Source organism: Natrinema thermotolerans (assembly GCF_031165565.1).
In the GTDB taxonomy this organism is placed as follows: domain Archaea; phylum Halobacteriota; class Halobacteria; order Halobacteriales; family Natrialbaceae; genus Natrinema; species Natrinema thermotolerans.
In genome coordinates this window covers 2,764,726-2,785,405 of sequence record NZ_CP101873.1, presented here as the reverse complement: position 1 = coordinate 2,785,405, position 20,680 = coordinate 2,764,726, and the positions used below count along the sequence as shown (strand labels likewise).

Here is a 20,680-nt window from a genome sequence, read left to right as displayed (position 1 = left end):
ATGACCGACAGTCAACCCACAGTTTCGATCGCAGCAGACAACCGCGCCCGAGTTCCGTTCGCCCTGATCGCAGTTCTCCTGTTGATCAGTAGCATCGCCATCGTCGGCGTCCTCGGCTCCAGAGACACACCCGAGGTCGAGACCGAACAAGCAGTGGCCATCGACCGCGCCGAATCGGTCGCCGTCTCGGAGTTGCGGCGATCGGTCCTCCGAGCGACCGAGGCAGCCGCAAGCGCACCCGTCACGTCGACCGACGGTGCGAGCCCGACCGTCGAAGCAGCGTTCGACGATGACGAACCCGTCTTCGACCAATACCTCAAGCTCCTCGTCTACCGGGAGGTAGCCGAATCGTTCGCGACCACTCCGCAACAGGTCGGCCACGATACCGCCGCTGGCGTCACCATCGACCGTATCGACTGGAACGACAGCGACGATCTCGCAGCCGCGATCGATCGTATCTCGCTCGAGCGACCCGACACCGGCGTCCTTACCGTCGAGGTCGCAGACGTCGAACTCATCGGGAACGAAAGCGACGGCGAACCGATCACCGAACGCCGCGATCTGACCGTCTCGGTCGCGACCCCGCTCTACCAGCTCAAGGACCGAACCGACGAGTTCCAGCGCCAGCTCAACACCGGCTTTTTCGAAACCGACGAGTACGACGGCCTCGGTCGATATACGGCTGCCCGGCTGTTTCCCTACACCTGGGGCAAGGCCTACTACGACCGCCTCTCGAGCGGCCAGCCGGCGTTCGATAACCTGACGCCCAACGACCACACCGAGGTCATGGTCAACGACGCTATCTTCGGCCTGCAAGAGCGAACCTTCGGCACGACCGACCCCTACAAGGACCGCGCCATGCTCCAACCGACGCTGTGTATGGCCGGCGATCTCACCTCGAACGCGGGCGACATCGAGACCGAGGACTTCGTCGCTAACGACAGTGCCCTCGCCAACGAGACCGACCTCTGTAACACCGACCTACTCGATCAAGACGGTGCGCTACCTGACCCGCCGACCGTTCAGGAGATTGCACTGACGATGCTCGAGGACAACGTCGAAACCGATGTCGAGGTTCAGGCTCATCCGTTCGCCGATCTGGGGTATATGCAGATGGCGGCTGGGATGGATATGGCGCAGATCGAATCGAAATTTAACGACTCACTTATGAAACATGGTGGCTTCACTGACAGTTATCTCGATAGCTATTTCTCCGACAAATTAAATAACCAGGGAATAGCCGATAGAGTTGGAAATTTTCGAGGAGAAAATGACGGGACTTTATCCGATTTCGAAGATACATTTTCGAGAGATTATCCACGTAACTCGGAGATACAAGGAGTGATAAATGACATATATCAGATTGACACAAAAACACGAGAAAGCGGTCCGGTTAGGTATAATCAATTACCGGATCCATCACCGGCAGAAGATTGGGCACAAAACCCGGGAAATTGGACAGGCCCCTTCAATGTAACACGCTACGCCAATCCTTCACAAGCGAATTCTGATGTATCGGTCAATATATTGGAAGAACATAATAGTGCCAGCTTTGACAACCGGGGTTTCGCTGAGATCGATATCGAATACCAGAATTCTATCGGGGTTAGTGCTGATTGGGAACACGAAGATAGAAATCAATCCCCGCATACGCATTGGAACTGGAAGGACAATATTACATATAGTGCAAGCTACACGATCACTGGAGATCTGGTTTCTGATGACATCGACATTGAACGGGAAGGGCGCGGAATTGAATCACCATTCCGATCTGACTCGTGGAACGAAGAATATGGATCTGTTAGCAACTTTGAGGGTGCCAAAACGAGAGCGGTCAAGGAAACCTTCGACCTCGACGCGACGACTGTCCGTTCACAGGAACGAGAACTCGAACGGGAACTCGAAAGTTCGAGTGCATCGATAATTACGAAAAGCGATTTTGAGAGTGAAATACCCTATTCAGCCGACCCAAATGTTGATATTAGCCCACGGAACGAAGAGGAACTCTACGAATGGGCGCTCTCCGAACTCAATCATACGCACTATGAAGTCATCACGCGTGCCGAGCCACATCGAACTGACATCTGGAACATGGTTGAACAACCGAGTCCGCTCGAGAAAACCGAAAGCAACGTCCGTGATCTAGAGCGAGGGTTAGTGTACCAGAACGCGTCTGAACCGTACGCGAACACCGCCGATCTCCTGCGAGCAGAAGTCCGCAAACAGTACTTCGAGAACACGTACGATAATATCGAGAAGGTAAGCGGCTGGCACGACACGACGCTGGGCGAGAGCAGTGCGATACTCAACGATCTCCTCGGGGGACTGCTCGATACCAGCAACGACCTTCTCGGGGGACCGGTAGACTTTGTCGACCGAACGATGGATCCCGAAACACGACCCGAGGACACACAGGGGTCGCTCGAGGAGTCCCCACTAATAGAAGACGTGAATTACCAGATCGAAGGATCACCGACGTACCTCTCTTTGGAGACGGTCAACCGAACTGAGGTGCCAGCAGTACGCCCCGACAGTGGTGAGATGCTTTCGATCGACGAGATCAACGAGACGAAACACGCACCTATGGGTACCGGGTATCTCGATGGAATCGGCCATCCAGGATTTCCCCTCATGCCGTGGCCGTCGTTGTTTTACTTGCAACTCGATGCGTATTACCTCGAGGTACAGGGCGAATACGCACGGTTCGAAGTACGATCTACCGACGGTGATCCGACGGGCGCTACAGGATTAACGTACGTCCGGCAAGACACTGAGGCGACAGTCGATACACCCACTTGGGCAGCACAAGACGAGCTTGCAGTCGGTTCCGTTGAACCGATTTCGTTCGAGAATGAGCTTGTAATTCCAATCATTGTTCCAAGTCCACAGCTGCTAACAAAGGGAACCCCTGGCGTCGGCGATACATGGCGATACAAAGCCTCAAACTCACCGCAAAAGAATTGTTCGACGGCCTGGAACGAAGTTGGTGCTGGATTCGAGAACAGTAGTAGCTGTATCTCAAGTGGGAACCTTCCGGTAAATAATTAAGCATCCTCTACAGCATAGACGTTCCCTTCTGCTGTAGGAACATAGAGTGTCCCATTGGAAATAGCAGGTGGTGCCCTAATTGATTCACCACTCTCCTGTCCAAGGTCTTTAACTCGCCACTTTACAGTACCATCTTCCGTATTGAAAGCGACCAGATCATGATAGCTAGACACATATACTATATCATCGGTGATTACGGGCTTCGCACTTACACTATACCGAAGGTTTTTTGGACTCCATTCAAAACTCTTGTTTTCAATATTAATAGCGAAAAAGTCCTGTGTCCCTGTTCCACCGCCGCCGAAATAGACTGTTCCTGATGCTACCGATGGACTACACTTTATTGGTTCATCAATCTCTAGCTCCCATTTTTTAGACCCAGATTCAATTGCATATAGCCGATGATCCTCACCACCAAGATAGACTGTCTCATCCAAGACAACTGGATCGCTTTCACCTAATGGCTCTTTTGTAGAACTGTTGAATTGCCATTGGACGCTACCATCCACAATGTCTACTGCATAAATAGAGTTCTCACTAACAAAATATGCATTCCCGTTATCAACGGCAGGGACATGTGTATATGGATAGCTCCCTTGGTGGTTACGCATATCATGGAGGGTGCTTTCGTCACCATTCTTTAGATCAAAATAGTGAAGGAATAGGTTTTGTATGCCGATGACGCCATCATTCACCGGCACGGGATTGACGCTACTGATCCCAATGTCGTTCCGCCATCGTATTTCGCCGTCCTCGAGATCGGCCGCAACGATCCCATCTCTCGTGCCAGCGAACACTCGGTCATCGCCAGCAGCGGGATGCGCCGCAGGAGACGCGTTGACTTCTTTTTGCCACTCGAGTTCCTCCGTTTCTAGATCGACCGCGTATAAGTGAGTATCCGCAGCGACATAGAGCGTGTCGTCGACGATGACGGGGCTGTTACTGATCGATCCCTCGCCTTCGAAGACTTTCCGCAATCGCACTTCGTCACCGGTTGGACCGGTCGCCGTCGGATGATACCCCGTGTTCTGTGGGTCAACGCCGTACATAGGCCACGTGTCGGCTGAAAGCGTGTCGTCGTTCTCGGGTTCGTCCTCGTTCGTTTCGGAACTGTCGCTCGTACAGCCAGCGAGGACCGAAACGCCGGCAACGGTACTGGCACAACTCGCCAGCCAGGTCCGGCGAGTTCGGTTCGGTTTCCAACTCATAGTATAATCTCAAAATTAAACCCATACTGTAAAATCTTTATCCTCTATCCAGACTGTGATTTCCGAGAGGTAACACCAGCCCGTGACGGACCGACAGATGATACGCGGATCCGGCAGCACTGAGCGAGCGACCGAAACCAACTCGAGAACGGCGAGACGGAGCGGGCGGACGTTCAAAAAGGAAGCCGCGGGACTGTCGCTATGATCGCTATCGCAGGAGCGAAAGGCGGCTGTGGAAAGACGGTGACGACGATCGGACTCGCGGAGGCGGTCACACGGGAGACGACGACGGCGATCGCGGTCGATGCCGACCGCCAATTACCGAACCTCCACGTGGCCGGTGGCGTCGATCGGGAGCCGACGCTCGCGGCGCTCGAGTCCGAGTCGGCCGTCGCCGAGACGGTCGTCCAGTCGAGCCCGCGGACGGACGACGCGGGGCTGGTCGCGGCACCGGAGCCGTCCGACCGGGTCGACTTCGAGGCAGCGTTCGATCGGCTCGAGAAGGCGGCCGAGCGGGCGTTCGTGGATTGCCCGTCGGGTGCGGGCCCGGACGTCGTCGAAGCGCTGTCGGCCGCCGACGGGGTGATCGTGGTCACGACGGAGACGGAACGCAGTCTCACGGCCGCCGAGACGACGATCGAGATGGCGCGCCGGCTCGAGGTGCCGATACTCGGCGCGGTGGTGAACCGGTGCGACCGCGTGCCGGAGGTGATCGACTCGTGGACGCGGGTCCCGGTTCTGGGGCGGGTTCCGGAGGGGGAAGCACCGCTGACTGACGAGGCGACGCGGGAGGCCTACGAGGGGATCGCACGGACGATAGAGCGACGATTGGCTCCGGATCGGACGCCGGTAGCGTACGACGAGGAGTTGCTGCCGACGGGGATCGACGCGCTCGATCGCGCGCTCGGGGGCGGACTGGAACCGGGATCACTCGTCGCGGTCGTCGCGGAACCCGCCAGTCAGTCGGAGCAGTTGCTTTACGGAACGACCGCCGTCCGCGGGACGCTCTATCTGTCGACCGAGCGGTCGACGGCGAACGTCTCGCGGGCGCTCGAGGCCGCGGCGATCGAGACCGGGAACCCGACGGTGCGCCGCCTCGGTGGCGAGACTGGGCTCGACGACGCGGCGGAATTGCTCGAGACGCTGCCGGCGTCGTCGACGCTCGTCGTCGATCCGACGAATGCGATGGAGACCGCGGACCGGGCGACGTACGTCTCCTTTCTCGACGCGCTCACGGAACGGCTGGTTGCGACGGAGAGCATCGGCCTGTTGCACTGTCTCGAGGGGCCGGCGGTGCCGGCGAACCGGACGGCGACGCTTCACGCCGCCGACGCGGTCTTCGAACTCGAGTCGGAGCCGGCAGCGGATGGGACCGACCATACACTGTCGATCTCGAAGTTCAGAGGTGACAACGCGGGGACCGAACGGATCCGGCTCGCGTTCGACGGCCGGTCGCCGGCGTCGATCGAGGCGACCGACAGCCGATCCTGAGAGCCGAGTCCAGTTATCGGCTGGACGGTCGGTATCGGGTTATGCTAGTCCAGCACGGCCGGCGATCGATCGTGAGCGTCGCTCCGATCGGGATCGTGCGTCGTACAGCGCTCGAGCCGCCGGGCGAGGGCCCGAAGGGGTTCGACCGCCGGGCAGTCGGGAGCGACGGCGGCAACGGGACGTCCGCGCCGCTGTGCGTCGGCAACGGCCGACCGCTCCTCAAGGGTGCGTACCGGGGCGCTGACGGTTCGTTCGATGCGCTCGGCGATGCCGTCGGGGACCGCTCCGGACGTCCTGTTGAGGGCGACGGCGGCGACCGGCGTCTCGAGGTCGAGTGCGACCTGTCGCGTTCGCATGGCGTCGGTGAGTGCGGGTTCGGTCGGGGTCGTGACGAGAACGGCCGCGTGGGCGCTCGCGAGTTGTCGGCCCACGTCGCGTGCCAGCCCGGCGGGGCAGTCGATCACGACGCGGCCGAACTCGCGTTCGAGCCGTCGAACGATCCGCGGGAACGCCGACAGATCGGCCGCGCGGGCACCGGCGAGCGTTCGACCGCAGGGAAGCAGCCGAACCGGGCCGTGCCGGTCGACCGCCTCGAGCGGGTCGGTACGGTCGGCCAGGACGTCGTGTAGATCGGGGCCGCCGCCATGGGAAAGGTCCGGGGTCGTGAGGTCGCCGTCGACGACGACCCCGTCCAGTTCGTACGCGAGGTTCAATGCGAGCATCGACTTGCCGACGCCCCCTTTCCCGCCGGTGATCGCGACGATCATCGCTCCCGTCCGACGACGGTCGGTGTCGGTTTCCACTCGGTCAGCGAGGCGAGGATGGCCGCCGGCCGCGGGGAGCGGTCGCTCGAGGCCCGTCGGTGATCAGTCACGGCCAGCGGCGGTTCGACCGGCGACGCCGGGCTCGCGAAGCCGATTCCGTGACGGCGGTCGGGTTCGATCACGCCCTCCCAGACGGCGTCGGTCCACGCCGCAGTCCGATCGCCGTCCGTCGGCGGCCAGACGGGGCCGTCGAGTCGGCTCTCGAGTCGGACGCGCTGTGGGGTCGTCGCGGCGGTTTCGATCGTCGCCGACACGAGCGTCACGCCGTCGATGCGGTCGGTCTCCCAGTCGAGGTCGATCACGGCCGCGTTGGCCGCCCGCTGTCGGATAAAGGTCCGCTCCCGGTCGCGGCCGAGCGGGATCGGTGCAGGCGCGGCCGCGAAGTCGTTACTCGTCCCGACCGTCTGAGCCAGAGCCCGAACCGACCTCGAGGTCGAACCCTCCGAGGTCGCCGGGACTCGACTCGAGGACGACGGTTTCGCCGGCGGTCATCGAGTCGCCGATATCGACGGCGACGTCCTCGACGTCGACGGTCGGCGGAAAGAGCAGGTCGACGCGGCTGCCGAAGGCGATATGGCCGATGCGGTCGCCGCGCTCGAGGGCGTCGCCGCGCTCGGCGTAGGGGTGGATCCGGCGGGCGAACGCGCCGGCGATCAGGGTCACCTCGGCGTCGGAGTCGGGTTCATCGGGATGGGACGTCGACTCGTCGGTCTCGACCGCAGCGGAGTCGGCGTCTTCGGGGGACGGCAGGTTCGGCGAGTCGGTCTCGAGGCGGACGTGGACGCGTTCGTTGCGGTCGGACTCCTTCGAGAAGGCGGGGCGGTTGGCACCGGAGACGTGTTCGACATCGGTAACGCGGCCGGCGAAGGGGGCGCGGACGACGTGGACGTGCCAGACGTTCATGAAGATTCCCAGCCGGACGCGGTCGCCCTCTTCCCGGAGGACCGAGACGTTCCCGTCGGCCGGCGAGACGACGCCGGTCGGCGGCGGGGTACGGTCGGGATCGCGGAAAAAGGCGAGAGTACCGGCGCCAACCGCGAGCGCGACGAGGCTCGCGGTGACGCTGATAACGAGTGCGAACGGGGCGGCGAGTAGCGGAACGATAGCGTACTTCCAGGCCCCCGGCGCGACGTTCATGGGAGAACTGAGGCGACCGACTCGTATGGCCGTTACGGATGGCACGAGCCGGACAGCGGGTACAGACGAAGGGGCGTTCAGTCCCAGAACGACTGGGTCCGGGCGTACTCCCGCTCTTTCGAGAGGATGTCGCGATAGAACTCCGCTTCGTCCTCGCGGAGTTTGTTGATGATCTGGGCGGCGTTGTGCGGCCCGACCCCGCGGGCGGCCATCGCGATCACGGCCTGCTTGCCGTGACTCTGGACGAGGCTCGCGGCCCGGAACGCGCGTTCGGTCATCTTCTGCTGTTCCTCGTCCTTTTCTTGCGCTCGGACGGCCTGTACGACCTCGTCGGCCCACGGGTTCAGCGAGGCGATCCGGGTCGAGCCACACTCCGGGCACTCGGGCTGGTCGGCCACCCGCTTGACTTTCGTCTTCACCTTCCACTCCGTACAGTGGGTACACAGCAGGATGACCCGATCGTTCTGCAGGCGCTCCCGGACCGTCTCGATGACGCTGGCGTCAGCGTTTTCGGGTGCGAGCAGTTCCTTGCCGCCTGACGACCGGCCCCCCTTCCCGATCGGCGTGTGGCCGCGGTGGGTCACCAGTTCGAGGTCGCCCGACTGGAGCCGCTCGAGGACCGCACTCGCACGTTCGATATCGAGGTCCTCGTGGAACACCTCCCGGATCGCTTCCTCGTACATGGGGGTGTCCTCCAGGGCCGCCAGCAGGCGATCGTTCGAGAGTCGGCCCGAGCCCTGCCAGCGCTTTAACGCGCCGAACTTCGCCGAGACCTGCGCCAGCCGGAAGGCGAGCGCGTCGGAATTTTTGAGTCCGAGTTCGACGATCGCCTCGACGTGGTCCGGGTCGGTCTCCTCGATGACCTCGAGTACCTCACTGGTCGCGATCGAGTTCGGCACCTCGAGTTCGATCCGGTAGGGATCCGTCTCGAGGCCGACCGAGGAGCCGGCCCGCTGGCCCAGCAGCGCCGACAGCACCCGGCCAAGGGTCTCGTTGGCCGTGTGGCCGAAGGGCGCGTTGCAGACGATCGTCCGCCCGCGGCGCTCGAGGACCAGCCGGTCGGCCGTCGGCATCGGCGCGTCGGCCTCGACCTGTTGTGCGAGTTGCGTGCAGGCCTCGGTCAGCGTGTACTCGTCAGCCGGATACCGACCCGTGAGTTCCCGGCCGACCGCGGCGGCGTCGGCCCCGGCTGTGAACTGGGGTTCGGCGACGGCCCGGATCTCGCCGACTTCCCCCGCGACGGCGGCGGGGACGGGGATCTCCTGGCCGATCCACGAGGGGACTTCGCCCGCGGGATCCTCGATCGGGCTGACCTTGACCGTCCCCTCCTCGTCGTCGATCTCGGCGATCCGCCACATCTCGCCCCGTTGGATGAACACCTCGCCGGGCTGGGCGAAGTTGACGACGAAGCGCTCGTCCAGGGTCCCGATCTGGCCCCCCGAGGCGATGTCGTGGACCTCGTAGGTCTCCTCGTCGGGGATCATCGAGAGGTTCGCGTAGACGTACTGCCACGTACCGCCGGTGGTCTCGATGCGGTCCTCGCCCTCGTCGAACCAGAGGATTCGATTGCGGTCCAGTTCCCCTGCGATCTCGCGGATCGTCGCCTCGGGGACGTTTCGGAACGGATAGGAGCGAGTGATCGTCTCGAGCGCCTCGTCGAGGTACGTGTCGCCGCGGCTCTGGACGATCGCGGGCAACTGGTTGGCGACCACGTCCAGGCTCCCCTCGTGGATCGCCGCCGGTTCGACCTCGCCGTCGCGGGCCCGTCGGGCGATCGACAGCGCCTCGAAGGTGTCGTCCGGGCGGGTCGTCACGATCGTCCCGCTCGAGACCTCGTCCTGTCGGTGCCCCGCGCGGCCGATCCGCTGGAGGAGTCGGGTGACCTGTCTGGGGCTCTTGTACTGGATCACGTGATCGACCTGTCCCACGTCGATGCCCAGTTCCATCGACGAGGTACAGAGGAGCCCGTCTATCTCGCCGGCCTTGAACCGATCCTCGACGTCGATCCGGGCCTCCTTCGAGAGCGATCCGTGGTGGACACCGATCGGGAGGTCGAGTTCCTTGAATCGCGACCCAAGCGCCTCGGCGGTCTGGCGGGTGTTGACGAAGATCAGGGTCGACTCGTGATCGGCGACCAGATCGCGGATCAGCCGGACGTGGCTGGCGGTATCGGCTTCGGTCATCAGTTCCCCGGCCAGCCGCTCGTCCTCGTCGGTAACCGCGGGCTCGCGGACCGTCACGTCGACGTTGCTCCCCACGTCGATCTCCCGGATCTCGCAGGGTCGGCCCCCCGTCAGGAACTGCCCGACCTCGCCAGGATCGCCGACCGTCGCCGAGAGTCCGATCCGCTGGAACGGGCCGGCGAGATCGCGCAGTCGCTCGAGGCCGATCGCCAACTGCGCGCCCCGCTTGGAGGCGGCGAGTTCGTGGACCTCGTCGATCACGACGTGGGAGACGTCGGCGAGCGCCTCGCGCAGCCGCTCGCCGGTGAGCATCGCCTGCACCGTCTCGGGCGTCGTGATCAGCACGTCCGGCGGGTCCTCGGCCTGCTTGCGCCGCTGGTAGTCGGTGGTGTCGCCGTGGCGGACGTCGACTGCGAGGTCGAGGTACTCGCCCCACCACTCGAGGCGCTCGCGCATGTCGCGATTGAGCGCCCGCAGCGGGGTGATATAGAGTGCGCCCAACCCCTCTGGCGGTCCTTCCTCGGCGACCAGATGATCGAAGACGGGCAACATCGCCGTCTCGGTCTTGCCGCTCCCGGTGGGCGCGATCACCAGCGTGTTCTCGCCGGCGGCGAGCGGCGGGATCGCCAGCCGCTGTGGTGCCGTCGGTTGCGAAAAGCCGCGTTCGGAGAGCGCCCCGCGGACCGTCGCTCCGAGGTGCGTAAACGCCGCGACGTCCCCGTCAGTCATCGGAATACGGTAGGGACGAGCGGCGGATAAGCACCACGTTTCCGGTGACTCCGAGGGCCCCTCGAGGGTCGTCTCACTCCTCGGGTTCGTCGGCGTCGATCTCGTCGGCGAGGTTCTCGGCGACCCCCTCGTCGACCGCCATCTCGCCGGGTTCCACGGGTTCGTCCCCGGCATCGGGCTCGATTCGTTCGGCGATCCCCGCGTCGGAGAGATCGCCGTCGGTGGAGTCGGCCGTTGCCTCGCCGTCGTCGATGGCGGCGCCGCTCGAGTCCGTCTCGGAGCCGCCGGATTCGGCTTCGCTGTCGCCCTCGAACCCGGTCACGTGGTCATTTCCCTGTTCCTCTTCGGACGGGGTGACGCCGGGGTCGAACGCCGAGGCCTCGCTTCGAGGGCCGTCGATCGTCGTCGGCGTGACGTCGCGATCGGTGGCCTGCAGGCGGTTCCGTATCGTGTCGACCGACGAGTCGTCGGGGACGGCGTCGGCGGCACGGTCCGTGACCCCCTCGGGGAGTACCTCCTCCATTTCCTCCTTCGCCTCGTCGACCGACTGGATCGGGACGTCGTCTCGCGGCCCGAGTAGTCGCAACACGGCGTACGTGACGGTGAGCAGGCCGATTGCGGTCAGGAGATGGCGGGCGAGCCCCCGCAGGCGTGACGCGGTCGTCGATCCCGCGCCGGCCGTCCGCTGTCGCTCGCTATCGGGTGTTCGTACTCGCATCGCGACCCGTACGGCTCCGGCCCCCAAGTGGCTTCGGCGTGGATACGCCGGCAGGGTTGTCGGACTCCAGCCGTCACTCAGGCCTCGAGGTGTTCAATGCGGGCGTAGCGGCCGGCCCGCCAGCCGGCAACGAGCGCAACGACCGTCCCGACGGCCAGCGCGAGCGCGAAGCCGCCGGCGTAGACCGCGGGCGGCGTCCGGAGCAGGTCCTCGAAGCCGAGGACCGACGCGGAGAGCCGGTTCAGCCCGATCACGGCCGGCGGCGTCGCCGCCAGTCCGAGGAGGCCGCCGAACAGCCCGATCAACAGCCCCTGTGTGCCGATCACCCCGGCGAGCAGCCCGCGGGAGAGCCCGATCGCCCGCAGCGCCGCGAGCTGCTCGCGTTGCTGGTGGGCGACCAGCGCGAACAGGTTGGCCGTCAGGACCGCCCCGCCGAGGACGGCCAGCCCGACCAGCGTGATCCCGCTGGCGAGGACGATCGATCGCTCCTCGAGGACGGACTGGATCTGGTTATCGCTGGTCCGAACGTCGTACTCGGGGTACTCGGCATCGAGGTCGGCGGCGACGGTCTCGCGGTCGGCGTCGTCCGCCACGTCGGCGGTGATGAACGTCGCCCGATCGGTCCCGTCGGTGCCGGCGACGGCCTGCAGGTCGCCCAACGGGACCGTCACGGCCGGCGAGCCCAGATACTGCGAGTAGTAGCCGGAGATTCCGATCACCGTGAACTCGTGGTTCGCCGCCGTCTCCCGGCTGGTGCCGACGTGGATCGTGTCGCCGACCGAGACGCCGAGGTCCTCGGCGACTCGCGGATCGATCACGATCTCCTCGCGCTGGGGGTCGTCGGGCGGCGGCGTCGCCGCAGTTTCCGGATCGACCTCGAACCCGTTGCCGGCCTCGAAGTCGAACCCGTCGTGGGTCTCCTGGACGCCGACCGCGGGGTGGCGCTGCAAGTTCGAGGGCTCTGTCCCGACGTAGACGTCGTACATCGCGATCGGCGACGCGGCGTCGACGTCCTCCCGTGCGGAGAGTTCGGCCGCCCTCGCGTGTGCCCCCGAGATCGGGTTCGCCGTCCCGCTGGCCGACGGATCGACCGGTTCCCGCGAGATCCAGATGTCCCGTCCGGCGTTGTCAAGCCCCTGCTCTCCCTTGTTGACGACGCCGACGCCGAGGCTGGCCAGGACCGTCACCGACAGCACCGCGAGCGTGACCGCGAGGACGGTCAGCGTCGTCCGGCCGGGCGCGCGTCGGAGCTGTGCAAGCGCCAGTCCCGTAACAGCCCGAAGCCGGACGATCGCCCCGCGAACGCTCATCGTCCCACCTCCGCCAAGACCGACGTTCGCGCGGCCACCGCGAGCGGGTACGGCACGGCGACCAGTCCCGCCAGGAGGGCCACGGCGATCCCGTAGGGAACGAACAGCGGATGGAACTGCGCAACCGCGCCGGGCGCGACGGTCGCACCGGCGACGGCGTTGACGCCGGCGATCCCCGCCGCGCCGAGCGCGACACCCACGACGGCCCCGACGAGCGTGGTGAGCCCCGTCGAGACGGCGACGACGGCCAGCCGGCCGCCGACGGGGACCCCGACCGACTCGAGGACGGCAAGCGTCCGCCGATCCTCGTCGACGGCCATTCCCGCGGTCGTCGCGACGAAGGAGGCACAGATCGTCAGGCCGACGAGCAACGCCACGGCGCTCGCCGCGAACGCCAGCCCGTCGTCGAACAGCGCGGCCGGATCCGTGCTGCCGGCCACCGTCACCGACGCGTCGGGATAGGCGTCGTCGGCGGCCGACTCCGCCGCGGCGGGCTCGCCCCAGACGAGGACCCGATCGGCGAGTTGGCCATCGTCGGCACCCGACAACGACTGCAGTTCGCTCAGGTGAACGAGCGCAACCGGTGCATCGCCGGCAGCCCCGTCATCGGCAACGGCCGCGACAGTCACCGTTGGGGTGGTCGCGGGCGTGTTCGCTTGATCCTGCCCCGGCATCGATACCGCCACCTCGTCGCCCTCCGCGGCCTCGAGGCGCTCGGCCGCGGTCGGCGAGAGGACGATCCCGCCCGCCCGCGGCCCGTCGTACGAGCCGTTGGCGTAGTGGGGATCGCCCGCTTCTAAGGCCGCCGTCGGCAGCCCGGCGACGGTCCGGGACTCCCCGTCGGGAACGACGCCGACCACCCGGACGGGTCGGGGCTCGCCCTCGTCGGACTCGAGGTGGACCGTCTCGACCAGCACGGGCGAGGCGTGATCGACCCCCGGCGCCGATCGAAGTTCGCGGGCGCGGTCGTTGCTCGCCCCGAGCCGCAGCCCCTCGACTCCGTCGACCGCGGAGAGCGTACTGCCGTCCTCGGCGGTTATCCGCACGGTCGCGTCGTCGTCGCTCGCCGTCCCGCCGTCGGCCAGCGCCAGCGCGACGCCGGTCACGACGAGCAGGAAGGCGACGGTCAGCGCGACGGTCGCGATCGTCGACGCGATCCGACCGCCCGTCGTTCGGGTCGCCCGCTGCCACCACCGCGTGGCCGTCAGACCGACGAGTCCCCGCCAGCGCGTCCGTCGCCGTGATCCGTCCGGCGACACGTCGTCGCCCTCATCGGACATCGTCCACCCGTCCGTCGCGCAACGAGACGATCCGGTCCGCGACCGACAGCGCCCCCTCGTCGTGGGAGGCGACGATCACCGCCCGATCGCGCCCGACGTCGGTCAACAGCTCGAGGACGGTCCGACCGGTCGCCGTGTCGAGTTCGCCGGTCGGCTCGTCGGCCACGATCACGTCGGGATCGGTCGACAGCGCCCGCGCGATCGCCACGCGCTGGCGTTCGCCGCCGCTGAGTTCCCCCGGAAGATGCGTGGCCCGATCGCCGAGCCCGACCGCCTCGAGCAGCGACTCCGCCCGGTTCCGGCGATCGGCGCGGGGAACCCCCGCCTGCACGAGCGGCAGGGCCACGTTCGCGCGGGCCGACAGCGACGGCAGGAGATAGAATCGCTGGAAGACGATCCCGATGTGGCGCCGTCGCAGTCGGGTCCGCTCCGCGTCCGACAGCGCCGTCAGGTCGGTTCCCGCGACCTCGACCCGGCCCGCCGTCGGGACCAGCAGCCCCGCGACGGCGTGCAAGATCGTCGACTTCCCGCTTCCGCTCGGCCCCTCGAGGCCGACGATCGCTCCCCGCGGCACGTCGATGGATACCCCCCGGAGCGCGGTCACCGTCCGGTCCCCGCCCGAGCGGAACCGTCCCCCCGTCGATCCGTACTCGTGTCTGACGTCCGCGAGGCGAACGGCGCTGGCCGATTCGCGGTCGTCCGTCCGATCCCTCATCGACGATCGCGAACCGCGTACTGACTGGTTTGACATCCTCGGCGATCTCACCGACAGCGACGCCGTCCCGGCTCATTGTTTCGACCCGTCTACCCCAGTCAGCCCCGTGTTACAGGAATTTTCGCCGACACGAGCGGGCCTCGGGGTCGCTCGAGCGGCCGGGCTCGGGAACTGTCCGGGCCGTTGGAATCGGATCCGCGATCGACCCGCATCGGCCGACGATATCGACCCGTAGGCAGGGATTGTGTGGGCGGGACCCCGCGAAAGGGTGCCGTACAGATCAGTGACGATTGACGTTTGCGGCCGCGATTCAATCGTCGCGCCCACGGGACCTCGATATCGTCCCATGGATGGCGGTGTGTTCGATCCACGTCGATCGCGTTTCGGTGGAACCCGTCCCCTCTCCCCGGATTATCAGGACACTGATTCCGTCTCGTACCACCCGTCCGCTCCTCGGGTCCGTAGGAGCGACACCGGCTGCGTTCGTAACAGAACTGACCACATCTGCAAAATACGCGAGTCGTGTTCGGGTATTCACACCACCTTTCGAGTACTAAACCATATTTTCGACGTATGGGCCAGATAGTACATACCTCTACTCGGCGAATCGATTCATGAATGTCGATCAAAAAGCCGCTGTTCGCGCTCGTAGCACTCAGTGTGTTACTCACCGGTATTGCCACACCGGTACTGGCACACGAAACACAGGCCGTCGACGGGTACGACGTCACCTTCGGTGGGGCGGACGAACCCCTCATCACCGACGAACGGATGTGGCTCGAGTTCGAGATCGTCGACACCGAGACCGGCACGCCAGCGGCGGGCCACGCCGAGAACCTAACCGTCTCCGTCCAGACGTCCGAGGCCGAGAAAACCCCGCTCGAACTCAGCGAAAAACACGGGGAGCCCGGCGTGTACGAAGCACCGGTCGTCTTCGCGGAACCGGGCGACTACGTCGTCCACCTCGAGGGACATCTCGACGGAGTCGACGTCCACACTCACTTCGAAAAGACGGTCACCGATCGTGCCGAGTTGGAATACCCGGCCAGCGAATCGGAAGCCGCCGGCAACAGTACTGACTCCCAACCCAACGACGAGCGGCCCGACGAAGCCGGGTTCGGTTCCGGAAGTATCGCTCTCGCCGGACTCGGTCTCGGCACCGTTATCGGTGCAGTCCTCCTGCGGAGACGACGCTAACCCGCCTCACGTTTCGCGACGGACAGCCCCGATATCCGTCTCCGAAAGCGGTCGTCAGACAGTCGGACTCCCCCGAACGCGACCGCCGCGTTGAACTCGAGTGGAAGGGGAACCACCGAAATGCGACGCTCTGTACGGGCGTCGATGACGCTGCTATCGAGTGCCCTGGCATGATCGTCACGCTGGCCACCCCGACGACTCCAAAATTCGCCCGCAGGCGTCTACCCGGCACTGGAACCAAGTTCCACTCCGAATTTAGCCTCCGATATTGGAAACGCGAAATCAGCAGTAAGGCCGCTATGAGTGACGAAAAAGCCAGTATCCGGTTCGACTGTGCTTCGGCGAGAATCCGAGTCCGCCCTCCCCGATTTGAACGGGGGGCAAGTCGATCTACAGTCGACTGCTCTACCAGTCTGAGCTAAGGGCGGGCACTCCAACGTAGCCGCCCTCGTACACATAAGGGTTATTATTCGCACCGGCTGCGACGTGTCACGAAGCGTGAACGGCAGCATGATTGATATGGGATGCGTGGCAACAGGGGAGGTAGTTCGAGCATGAGCAAGATCACGTTCCGCGCGGACGACGACCTCGTCGACCGACTCGAGGCCCTCGAGGTCTCCAAGAGCGAGGCGATGCGGGAGGCGCTCCGGGCGTACCTCGAGGGGGACCGCGGCGAGTCGGCGTCGGAACGTGACGGGGAGACGGCGATCGACGACCTGGTTCGCGCACGCGTGGACGAACGGCTCGACGCCCGACTGCGGGAGTTGGGGCTCGAGGCCGCGGGCTCGCGCATGTCCGACGGCCACCGGGACGTGACCGTCTCGGTCTCGCTGACGGGCGCTCACGGCGAGTCGGTCGACGACGTCCGACTCGAGGCCGACCGATCGCGCGACCCGGCGTCGGACGACGCCGAACACAGACAGTTGGAGCCACGCGAGGAGACGGACGCTGCCTGTACCCAGTGTGGGGAGACGCTCGAGGGCGATCACGTCTACTGTCCGAACTGCGGCGAGAAGGCCGCCCGACGGCTGTTCTGTGACTGCGGCGACGAGGTCCGCTCGGACTGGTCGTTCTGTCCGGGTTGTGGTCGTCGGACGCCGGCGGCAGACGTTCTCGAGGCGGACACTCGCCAGCGCTGACCGGTGTAAGACACTGAACGTCAGTCTCGGGGAAAGTTTTATTATCTGTGCCAAACATCGACTTAGTCGCGTAAGACGGATTGTCTTACACCCGTCGACAAGACGGGAAATCGCCCGACTTCGGGTGGTTTCGACGTAAGACACGCCGCGTCTGACAGGGGCGCGCCACCGTCTTACCCCCAACGGGGAATACAACCATGGAGCGTGTGACACTGCGAATCCCGAAACAGCAGATCGAGGAAGTAGAGCAACTGGTCGACGCGGGCGAGTTCCCGAACCGGAGCGAGGCGATCCGGTCGGCCGTCCGCGAGATGATCAACGAACAACGGGAGGCTCCCAACGAGCAGTCCGGCAAACGCAACTGGGCCAAGGTGTAACGATGCAGGATATCGTTCAGGACGCCTTAGAGAACGCGGAGGAAGAGGCCCGGGAGATGGACGTCTCGATGGACGACGACGAGTTCGGCGATCCACGGATCGTCATCGTCGGCTGTGGCGGTGCCGGCAACAACACCATCAACCGCCTGTACAACATCGGCGTCGACGGTGCCGACACGATCGCGATCAACACGGACAAACAGCACCTCAAGATGATCGAGGCCGACACGAAGATCCTCGTCGGCAAATCCCTCACCAACGGGCTCGGTGCCGGTGGCGACCCCTCGATGGGTGAACGCGCCACCGAGATGGCCCAGGGGACGATCAAGGACGTCCTCGGCGACGCGGACCTCGTGTTCGTGACCGCCGGGATGGGCGGTGGCACCGGCACGGGTGCCGCCCCCGTCGTCTCGGAGATCGCCAAAGAGCAGGGTGCGATCGTCGTCGGCATGGTCTCGACGCCGTTCAACGTCGAACGTGCCCGCACGGTCAAAGCCGAGGAAGGCCTCGAGAAGTTGCGCGAGCAGGCCGACTCGATCATCGTGTTGGACAACAACCGGCTGCTCGATTACGTCCCGAATCTGCCGATCGGGAAGGCGTTCTCGGTGATGGATCAGATCATCGCCGAGACCGTCAAGGGGATCTCGGAGACGATCACCCAACCGTCCCTGATCAATCTGGACTACGCCGACATGTCCACGATCATGAATCAGGGCGGGGTCGCAGTCATGCTGGTCGGCGAGACCCAGGACAAGAACAAGACCGACGAGGTCGTCAAGGACGCGATGAACCATCCGCTGCTTGACGTCGACTACCGCGGCGCGAGCGGCGGGCTCGTCCACATCACCGGCGGCCCCGACCTCACGCTCAAAGAGGCCGAGGGAATCGCCGACAACATCACCGAGCGCCTCGAGGCCTCGGCGAACGTGATCTGGGGCGCGCGCATCCAGGAGTCCTACAAGGGCAAGGTCCGGGTCATGGCGATCATGACCGGCGTCCAGAGCGCGCAGGTACTCGGTCCCACCACCCAGAAGCAGGCCGACAAGTCCCGCGCGAGCATCGAGGGCATCAACGAGGCCGACTTCGACGCGAGCAACAACGTCGAGGCCGGTGGCTCCGGCTTCGGTGCCCAAAGCGACGGCGGCCGCGAGAAAGTCGACCGCCAGAACGGCGTCGACGTCATCCGGTAATCGCGACGGGACCACGACCGACACACCACCGCCGATCGGTTCCGTTTTTGACCGGCTTCGCTTCCGATTCTCACGGGGAGTGGCGACGGATATCGCAGTCTCAGTACAACGTATCGGCTTTCGTCGTCCACAACCGCCGTTTACGACCGTATACGGAGCGAACGCGACGAACGGATCGGCGGACTCGAGTCAGGCCAGCGACTCGAGCAGCGAACACTTCCGACAGACCTCGCGCGTCGTCGTCGAGCCACACTCGACGCACTCCTGTAGGTCGGCACCGTCGTCGCCGCTGTACTCGTCGGCGGCGATCGACGCGAGATCCTCGTAGCCAGCCAGGATCGAGTGACGGGTACCGGGGTGGTTCTCCTCGAGATCGTACAGCAGTTGCTGGATCTCGCCGCGATAGGCCTCGCTGGCGTGGGGACACTCGGTGATGTGGGCCGGCAGGTCGTTGATGTGGGCATAGAGGGCGACCTCCTTCTCGGGAACGTCACGCAGCGGTTTCGCGCGCGGGACGAACTCCTCCTGTTCGCCCCGTTCCGAGAGGGGGCCGAGGCTGGCGTCGAAGTGTTTCGCGATCTGTTCGACGTCGCCCTCGAGGAAGTTCATCAGCGCGGTCTGGGCCTCGTCGTCGAGATTGTGGCCCGTCAAGAGGAGATCGGCCCCGAGTTCCTCGGCGTACTTCTCGAGGAGATCTCGCCGGAAGACGCCACAGTAGGCACAGGCGGCCATGTTTTCGGGGTCGTCCTCGACGACCTCGTCCATGCGGACGCCGAACTCCTCGGCGTAGCTGACGAGTTCGTGGCGGATGCCCAACTCCTCGCTGAGTTCGACGCAGGCGTCGACGGACTCGTCGCGGTAGCCCTCGATGCCCTCGTGGATGGTCAGCCCGACGAGTTCGATGCGGGGGTCCTCGGCGAACGTTTCGTGGAGGATCTGCGTGAGGACGACGCTGTCTTTCCCGCCGGAGAGGCCGATCACCCAGGTTTCGGGATCCTCGGGCGTCGCGTCGTGTGGGACGAGATCGTCCCGTCGGACGCGCCGCCGGACCCGCTTTTCGACCGACTCGCGGAAGTGATCCGCACAGAGATGGGAGCCGGAGTAGGCGGCGTGCATGACCGCGTCCTCGTCGCATCGGGTACAGTCCATTAGCGGCCCGTTGTCGGTCGCCGCCAATCACGGTTTCGTCTGCCGGAGCGTGGCGGCCGTCTCGAGCGGTGAGCGGGCGTCCGTCCCACCGCCGCTTCTGGCAGCCGTCTCGGTCGACACACGTCGCGACCTATCCGGATCGTTCCGTCGACCGGATCAGACGGGAACTCGGTCCCGGTCCTCGACGGCATCGGCCCCGTCCTCGAGCGCGGCCAGCAGGGGGTCGACGTACCGGTCGCGGCCCGGCGAGGAGAACAGTTCGTGGCCGCCGTCGTAGAGGACGACGTGGTCGGCGGGCACCCGCTCGCCGATCGGTCGCAGGTCGATGACGGGATCGCGCAGCGAGCAGAAGACGACGGCGTCGTGATCGATCGTCAGCAGCTCCCGTTGTGCGCGGCGGGTCTCTCGAATGAAAGCCGGCGACACCCACGACGGGGTCGTCTCGAGTTGGTGATCGGTCGCCTCCTGACCCAGGTCCTCGCGGTCGAAGCCGCCGGTCGGAAGACAGGGGAACGCCGTCGGGAGCTTCGAGACGGCCTCTAACACCGGTTCCGGAAATCCCTCGCCGTACCCCCACCACGGGCTCAGATAGACGTGGTTGTCCGCGCCGTCGAGGGCCTGTGCCACCAGCGAGCCGGCGCTGTGGCCAAGCAACTGATAGCCCTCGAGGTCGCGGACGTACTCGGCGACGGGCTCGAGCCAGTCGGCTTTGAAATCGTCGATGTTCGTCGGGAGTTCGAACGCGTGGACCCGATAGTCGGCCGCGGTCAGCTGTCCGATGAGCCAGCTGACGTTCTCGTGGGTCCAGCGGTTACCCCAGCCCATGACGAAGACGAGTTCCGCGTCGCCGTCCTCGTTGAAGATCCGGTGTCGCATGGGTTTGCGTTCGCCGCGAACCGGTAAAAAACCTGATCTCTCGAGCCACCGCTCGTGACGGTCGTGGCCGCTGACCGCAGGTCGGTCGCGGGTCCGGACAACGATGCGG

At 64.9% G+C, this 20,680-nt stretch carries 17 protein-coding genes and 1 tRNA gene; 6 read left to right on the top strand and 12 right to left on the bottom strand.

Annotated features, from left to right (window positions below; translation table 11 throughout):
- A complete protein-coding gene (locus NP511_RS14315; RefSeq protein WP_049966045.1) occupies positions 1-3,048 on the top strand; it encodes a DUF7286 family protein in 3,048 nt (1,015 codons plus the stop codon).
- Here the strand turns inward: NP511_RS14315 and NP511_RS14310 are convergent.
- Positions 3,045-4,256: an outer membrane protein assembly factor BamB family protein gene (locus tag NP511_RS14310; RefSeq protein ID WP_084158295.1), complete on the bottom strand. Its 1,212-nt coding sequence runs from the start codon at positions 4,254-4,256 to the stop codon at positions 3,045-3,047. The two genes, NP511_RS14315 and NP511_RS14310, sit on opposite strands and share 4 nt — an antisense overlap.
- Positions 4,257-4,457: 201 nt before the next feature.
- On the opposite strand from NP511_RS14310, the gene NP511_RS14305 reads away from it, so the two are divergent.
- Positions 4,458-5,747 (top strand): DUF7125 family protein, encoded by a 1,290-nt coding sequence (locus tag NP511_RS14305; RefSeq protein ID WP_049966044.1) that lies wholly within the window; start codon positions 4,458-4,460, stop codon positions 5,745-5,747.
- A gap of 44 nt (positions 5,748-5,791) precedes the next feature.
- On the opposite strand, the gene NP511_RS14300 is transcribed toward NP511_RS14305, so the two are convergent.
- The 8 genes from NP511_RS14300 to NP511_RS14265 form a co-directional block, all read right to left on the bottom strand.
- Positions 5,792-6,514 carry a MinD/ParA family ATP-binding protein gene (locus NP511_RS14300; protein WP_049966043.1) on the bottom strand — a complete coding sequence of 241 codons (723 nt, stop codon included), beginning with the start codon at positions 6,512-6,514 and terminating at the stop codon, positions 5,792-5,794.
- Complete coding sequence (locus NP511_RS14295; RefSeq protein WP_049966042.1) at positions 6,511-6,873, bottom strand: DUF7857 domain-containing protein; 363 nt, start codon at positions 6,871-6,873, stop codon at positions 6,511-6,513. The genes NP511_RS14300 and NP511_RS14295 overlap by 4 nt, the downstream gene beginning before the upstream one ends.
- Before the next feature lie 85 nt (positions 6,874-6,958).
- A complete protein-coding gene (locus tag NP511_RS14290) occupies positions 6,959-7,708 on the bottom strand; it encodes a protein sorting system archaetidylserine decarboxylase (protein ID WP_049966041.1) in 750 nt (249 codons plus the stop codon).
- Positions 7,709-7,785: 77 nt separating this feature from the next.
- Positions 7,786-10,620, bottom strand: coding sequence for a DEAD/DEAH box helicase (locus tag NP511_RS14285; protein WP_049966040.1), 2,835 nt, complete (start codon positions 10,618-10,620; stop codon positions 7,786-7,788).
- Positions 10,621-10,693: 73 nt separating this feature from the next.
- Positions 10,694-11,338, bottom strand: a complete 645-nt coding sequence (locus tag NP511_RS14280; RefSeq protein ID WP_049966039.1) for a polysaccharide deacetylase family protein — start codon at positions 11,336-11,338, stop codon at positions 10,694-10,696.
- Between the two features lie 77 nt (positions 11,339-11,415).
- Positions 11,416-12,648: an ABC transporter permease gene (locus NP511_RS14275; RefSeq protein WP_049966038.1), complete on the bottom strand. Its 1,233-nt coding sequence runs from the start codon at positions 12,646-12,648 to the stop codon at positions 11,416-11,418.
- Complete coding sequence (locus NP511_RS14270; protein WP_049966037.1) at positions 12,645-13,928, bottom strand: ABC transporter permease; 1,284 nt, start codon at positions 13,926-13,928, stop codon at positions 12,645-12,647. The genes NP511_RS14275 and NP511_RS14270 overlap by 4 nt, the downstream gene beginning before the upstream one ends.
- On the bottom strand, positions 13,918-14,679 hold the full coding sequence (locus NP511_RS14265) for an ABC transporter ATP-binding protein (RefSeq protein WP_049966036.1): 762 nt from the start codon (positions 14,677-14,679) through the stop codon (positions 13,918-13,920). The genes NP511_RS14270 and NP511_RS14265 overlap by 11 nt, the downstream gene beginning before the upstream one ends.
- A gap of 582 nt (positions 14,680-15,261) precedes the next feature.
- Between NP511_RS14265 and NP511_RS14260 the strand changes: the two genes are divergently transcribed.
- Positions 15,262-15,840 carry a FixH family protein gene (locus tag NP511_RS14260; RefSeq protein WP_049966035.1) on the top strand — a complete coding sequence of 193 codons (579 nt, stop codon included), beginning with the start codon at positions 15,262-15,264 and terminating at the stop codon, positions 15,838-15,840.
- 354 nt (positions 15,841-16,194) lie between these two features.
- On the opposite strand, the gene NP511_RS14255 is transcribed toward NP511_RS14260, so the two are convergent.
- Positions 16,195-16,268: transfer RNA gene (locus NP511_RS14255), tRNA-Tyr, on the bottom strand.
- A gap of 126 nt (positions 16,269-16,394) precedes the next feature.
- On the opposite strand from NP511_RS14255, the gene NP511_RS14250 reads away from it, so the two are divergent.
- From NP511_RS14250 to ftsZ, 3 genes are all read left to right on the top strand, one after another.
- Positions 16,395-16,979: a double zinc ribbon domain-containing protein gene (locus NP511_RS14250; RefSeq protein WP_049966034.1), complete on the top strand. Its 585-nt coding sequence runs from the start codon at positions 16,395-16,397 to the stop codon at positions 16,977-16,979.
- Between the two features lie 197 nt (positions 16,980-17,176).
- Positions 17,177-17,356: a ribbon-helix-helix domain-containing protein gene (locus NP511_RS14245; RefSeq protein ID WP_006180079.1), complete on the top strand. Its 180-nt coding sequence runs from the start codon at positions 17,177-17,179 to the stop codon at positions 17,354-17,356.
- Positions 17,357-17,358: 2 nt separating this feature from the next.
- Complete coding sequence (gene ftsZ, locus NP511_RS14240; RefSeq protein WP_006180080.1) at positions 17,359-18,546, top strand: cell division protein FtsZ; 1,188 nt, start codon at positions 17,359-17,361, stop codon at positions 18,544-18,546.
- Positions 18,547-18,735: 189 nt separating this feature from the next.
- On the opposite strand, the gene ncsA is transcribed toward ftsZ, so the two are convergent.
- On the bottom strand, positions 18,736-19,695 hold the full coding sequence (gene ncsA, locus NP511_RS14235) for a tRNA 2-thiolation protein NcsA (protein ID WP_049966033.1): 960 nt from the start codon (positions 19,693-19,695) through the stop codon (positions 18,736-18,738).
- A 156-nt stretch (positions 19,696-19,851) separates the two neighbouring features.
- Positions 19,852-20,571 carry an alpha/beta fold hydrolase gene (locus tag NP511_RS14230; protein ID WP_049966032.1) on the bottom strand — a complete coding sequence of 240 codons (720 nt, stop codon included), beginning with the start codon at positions 20,569-20,571 and terminating at the stop codon, positions 19,852-19,854.
- Between the last annotated feature and the right edge of the window lie 109 nt (positions 20,572-20,680).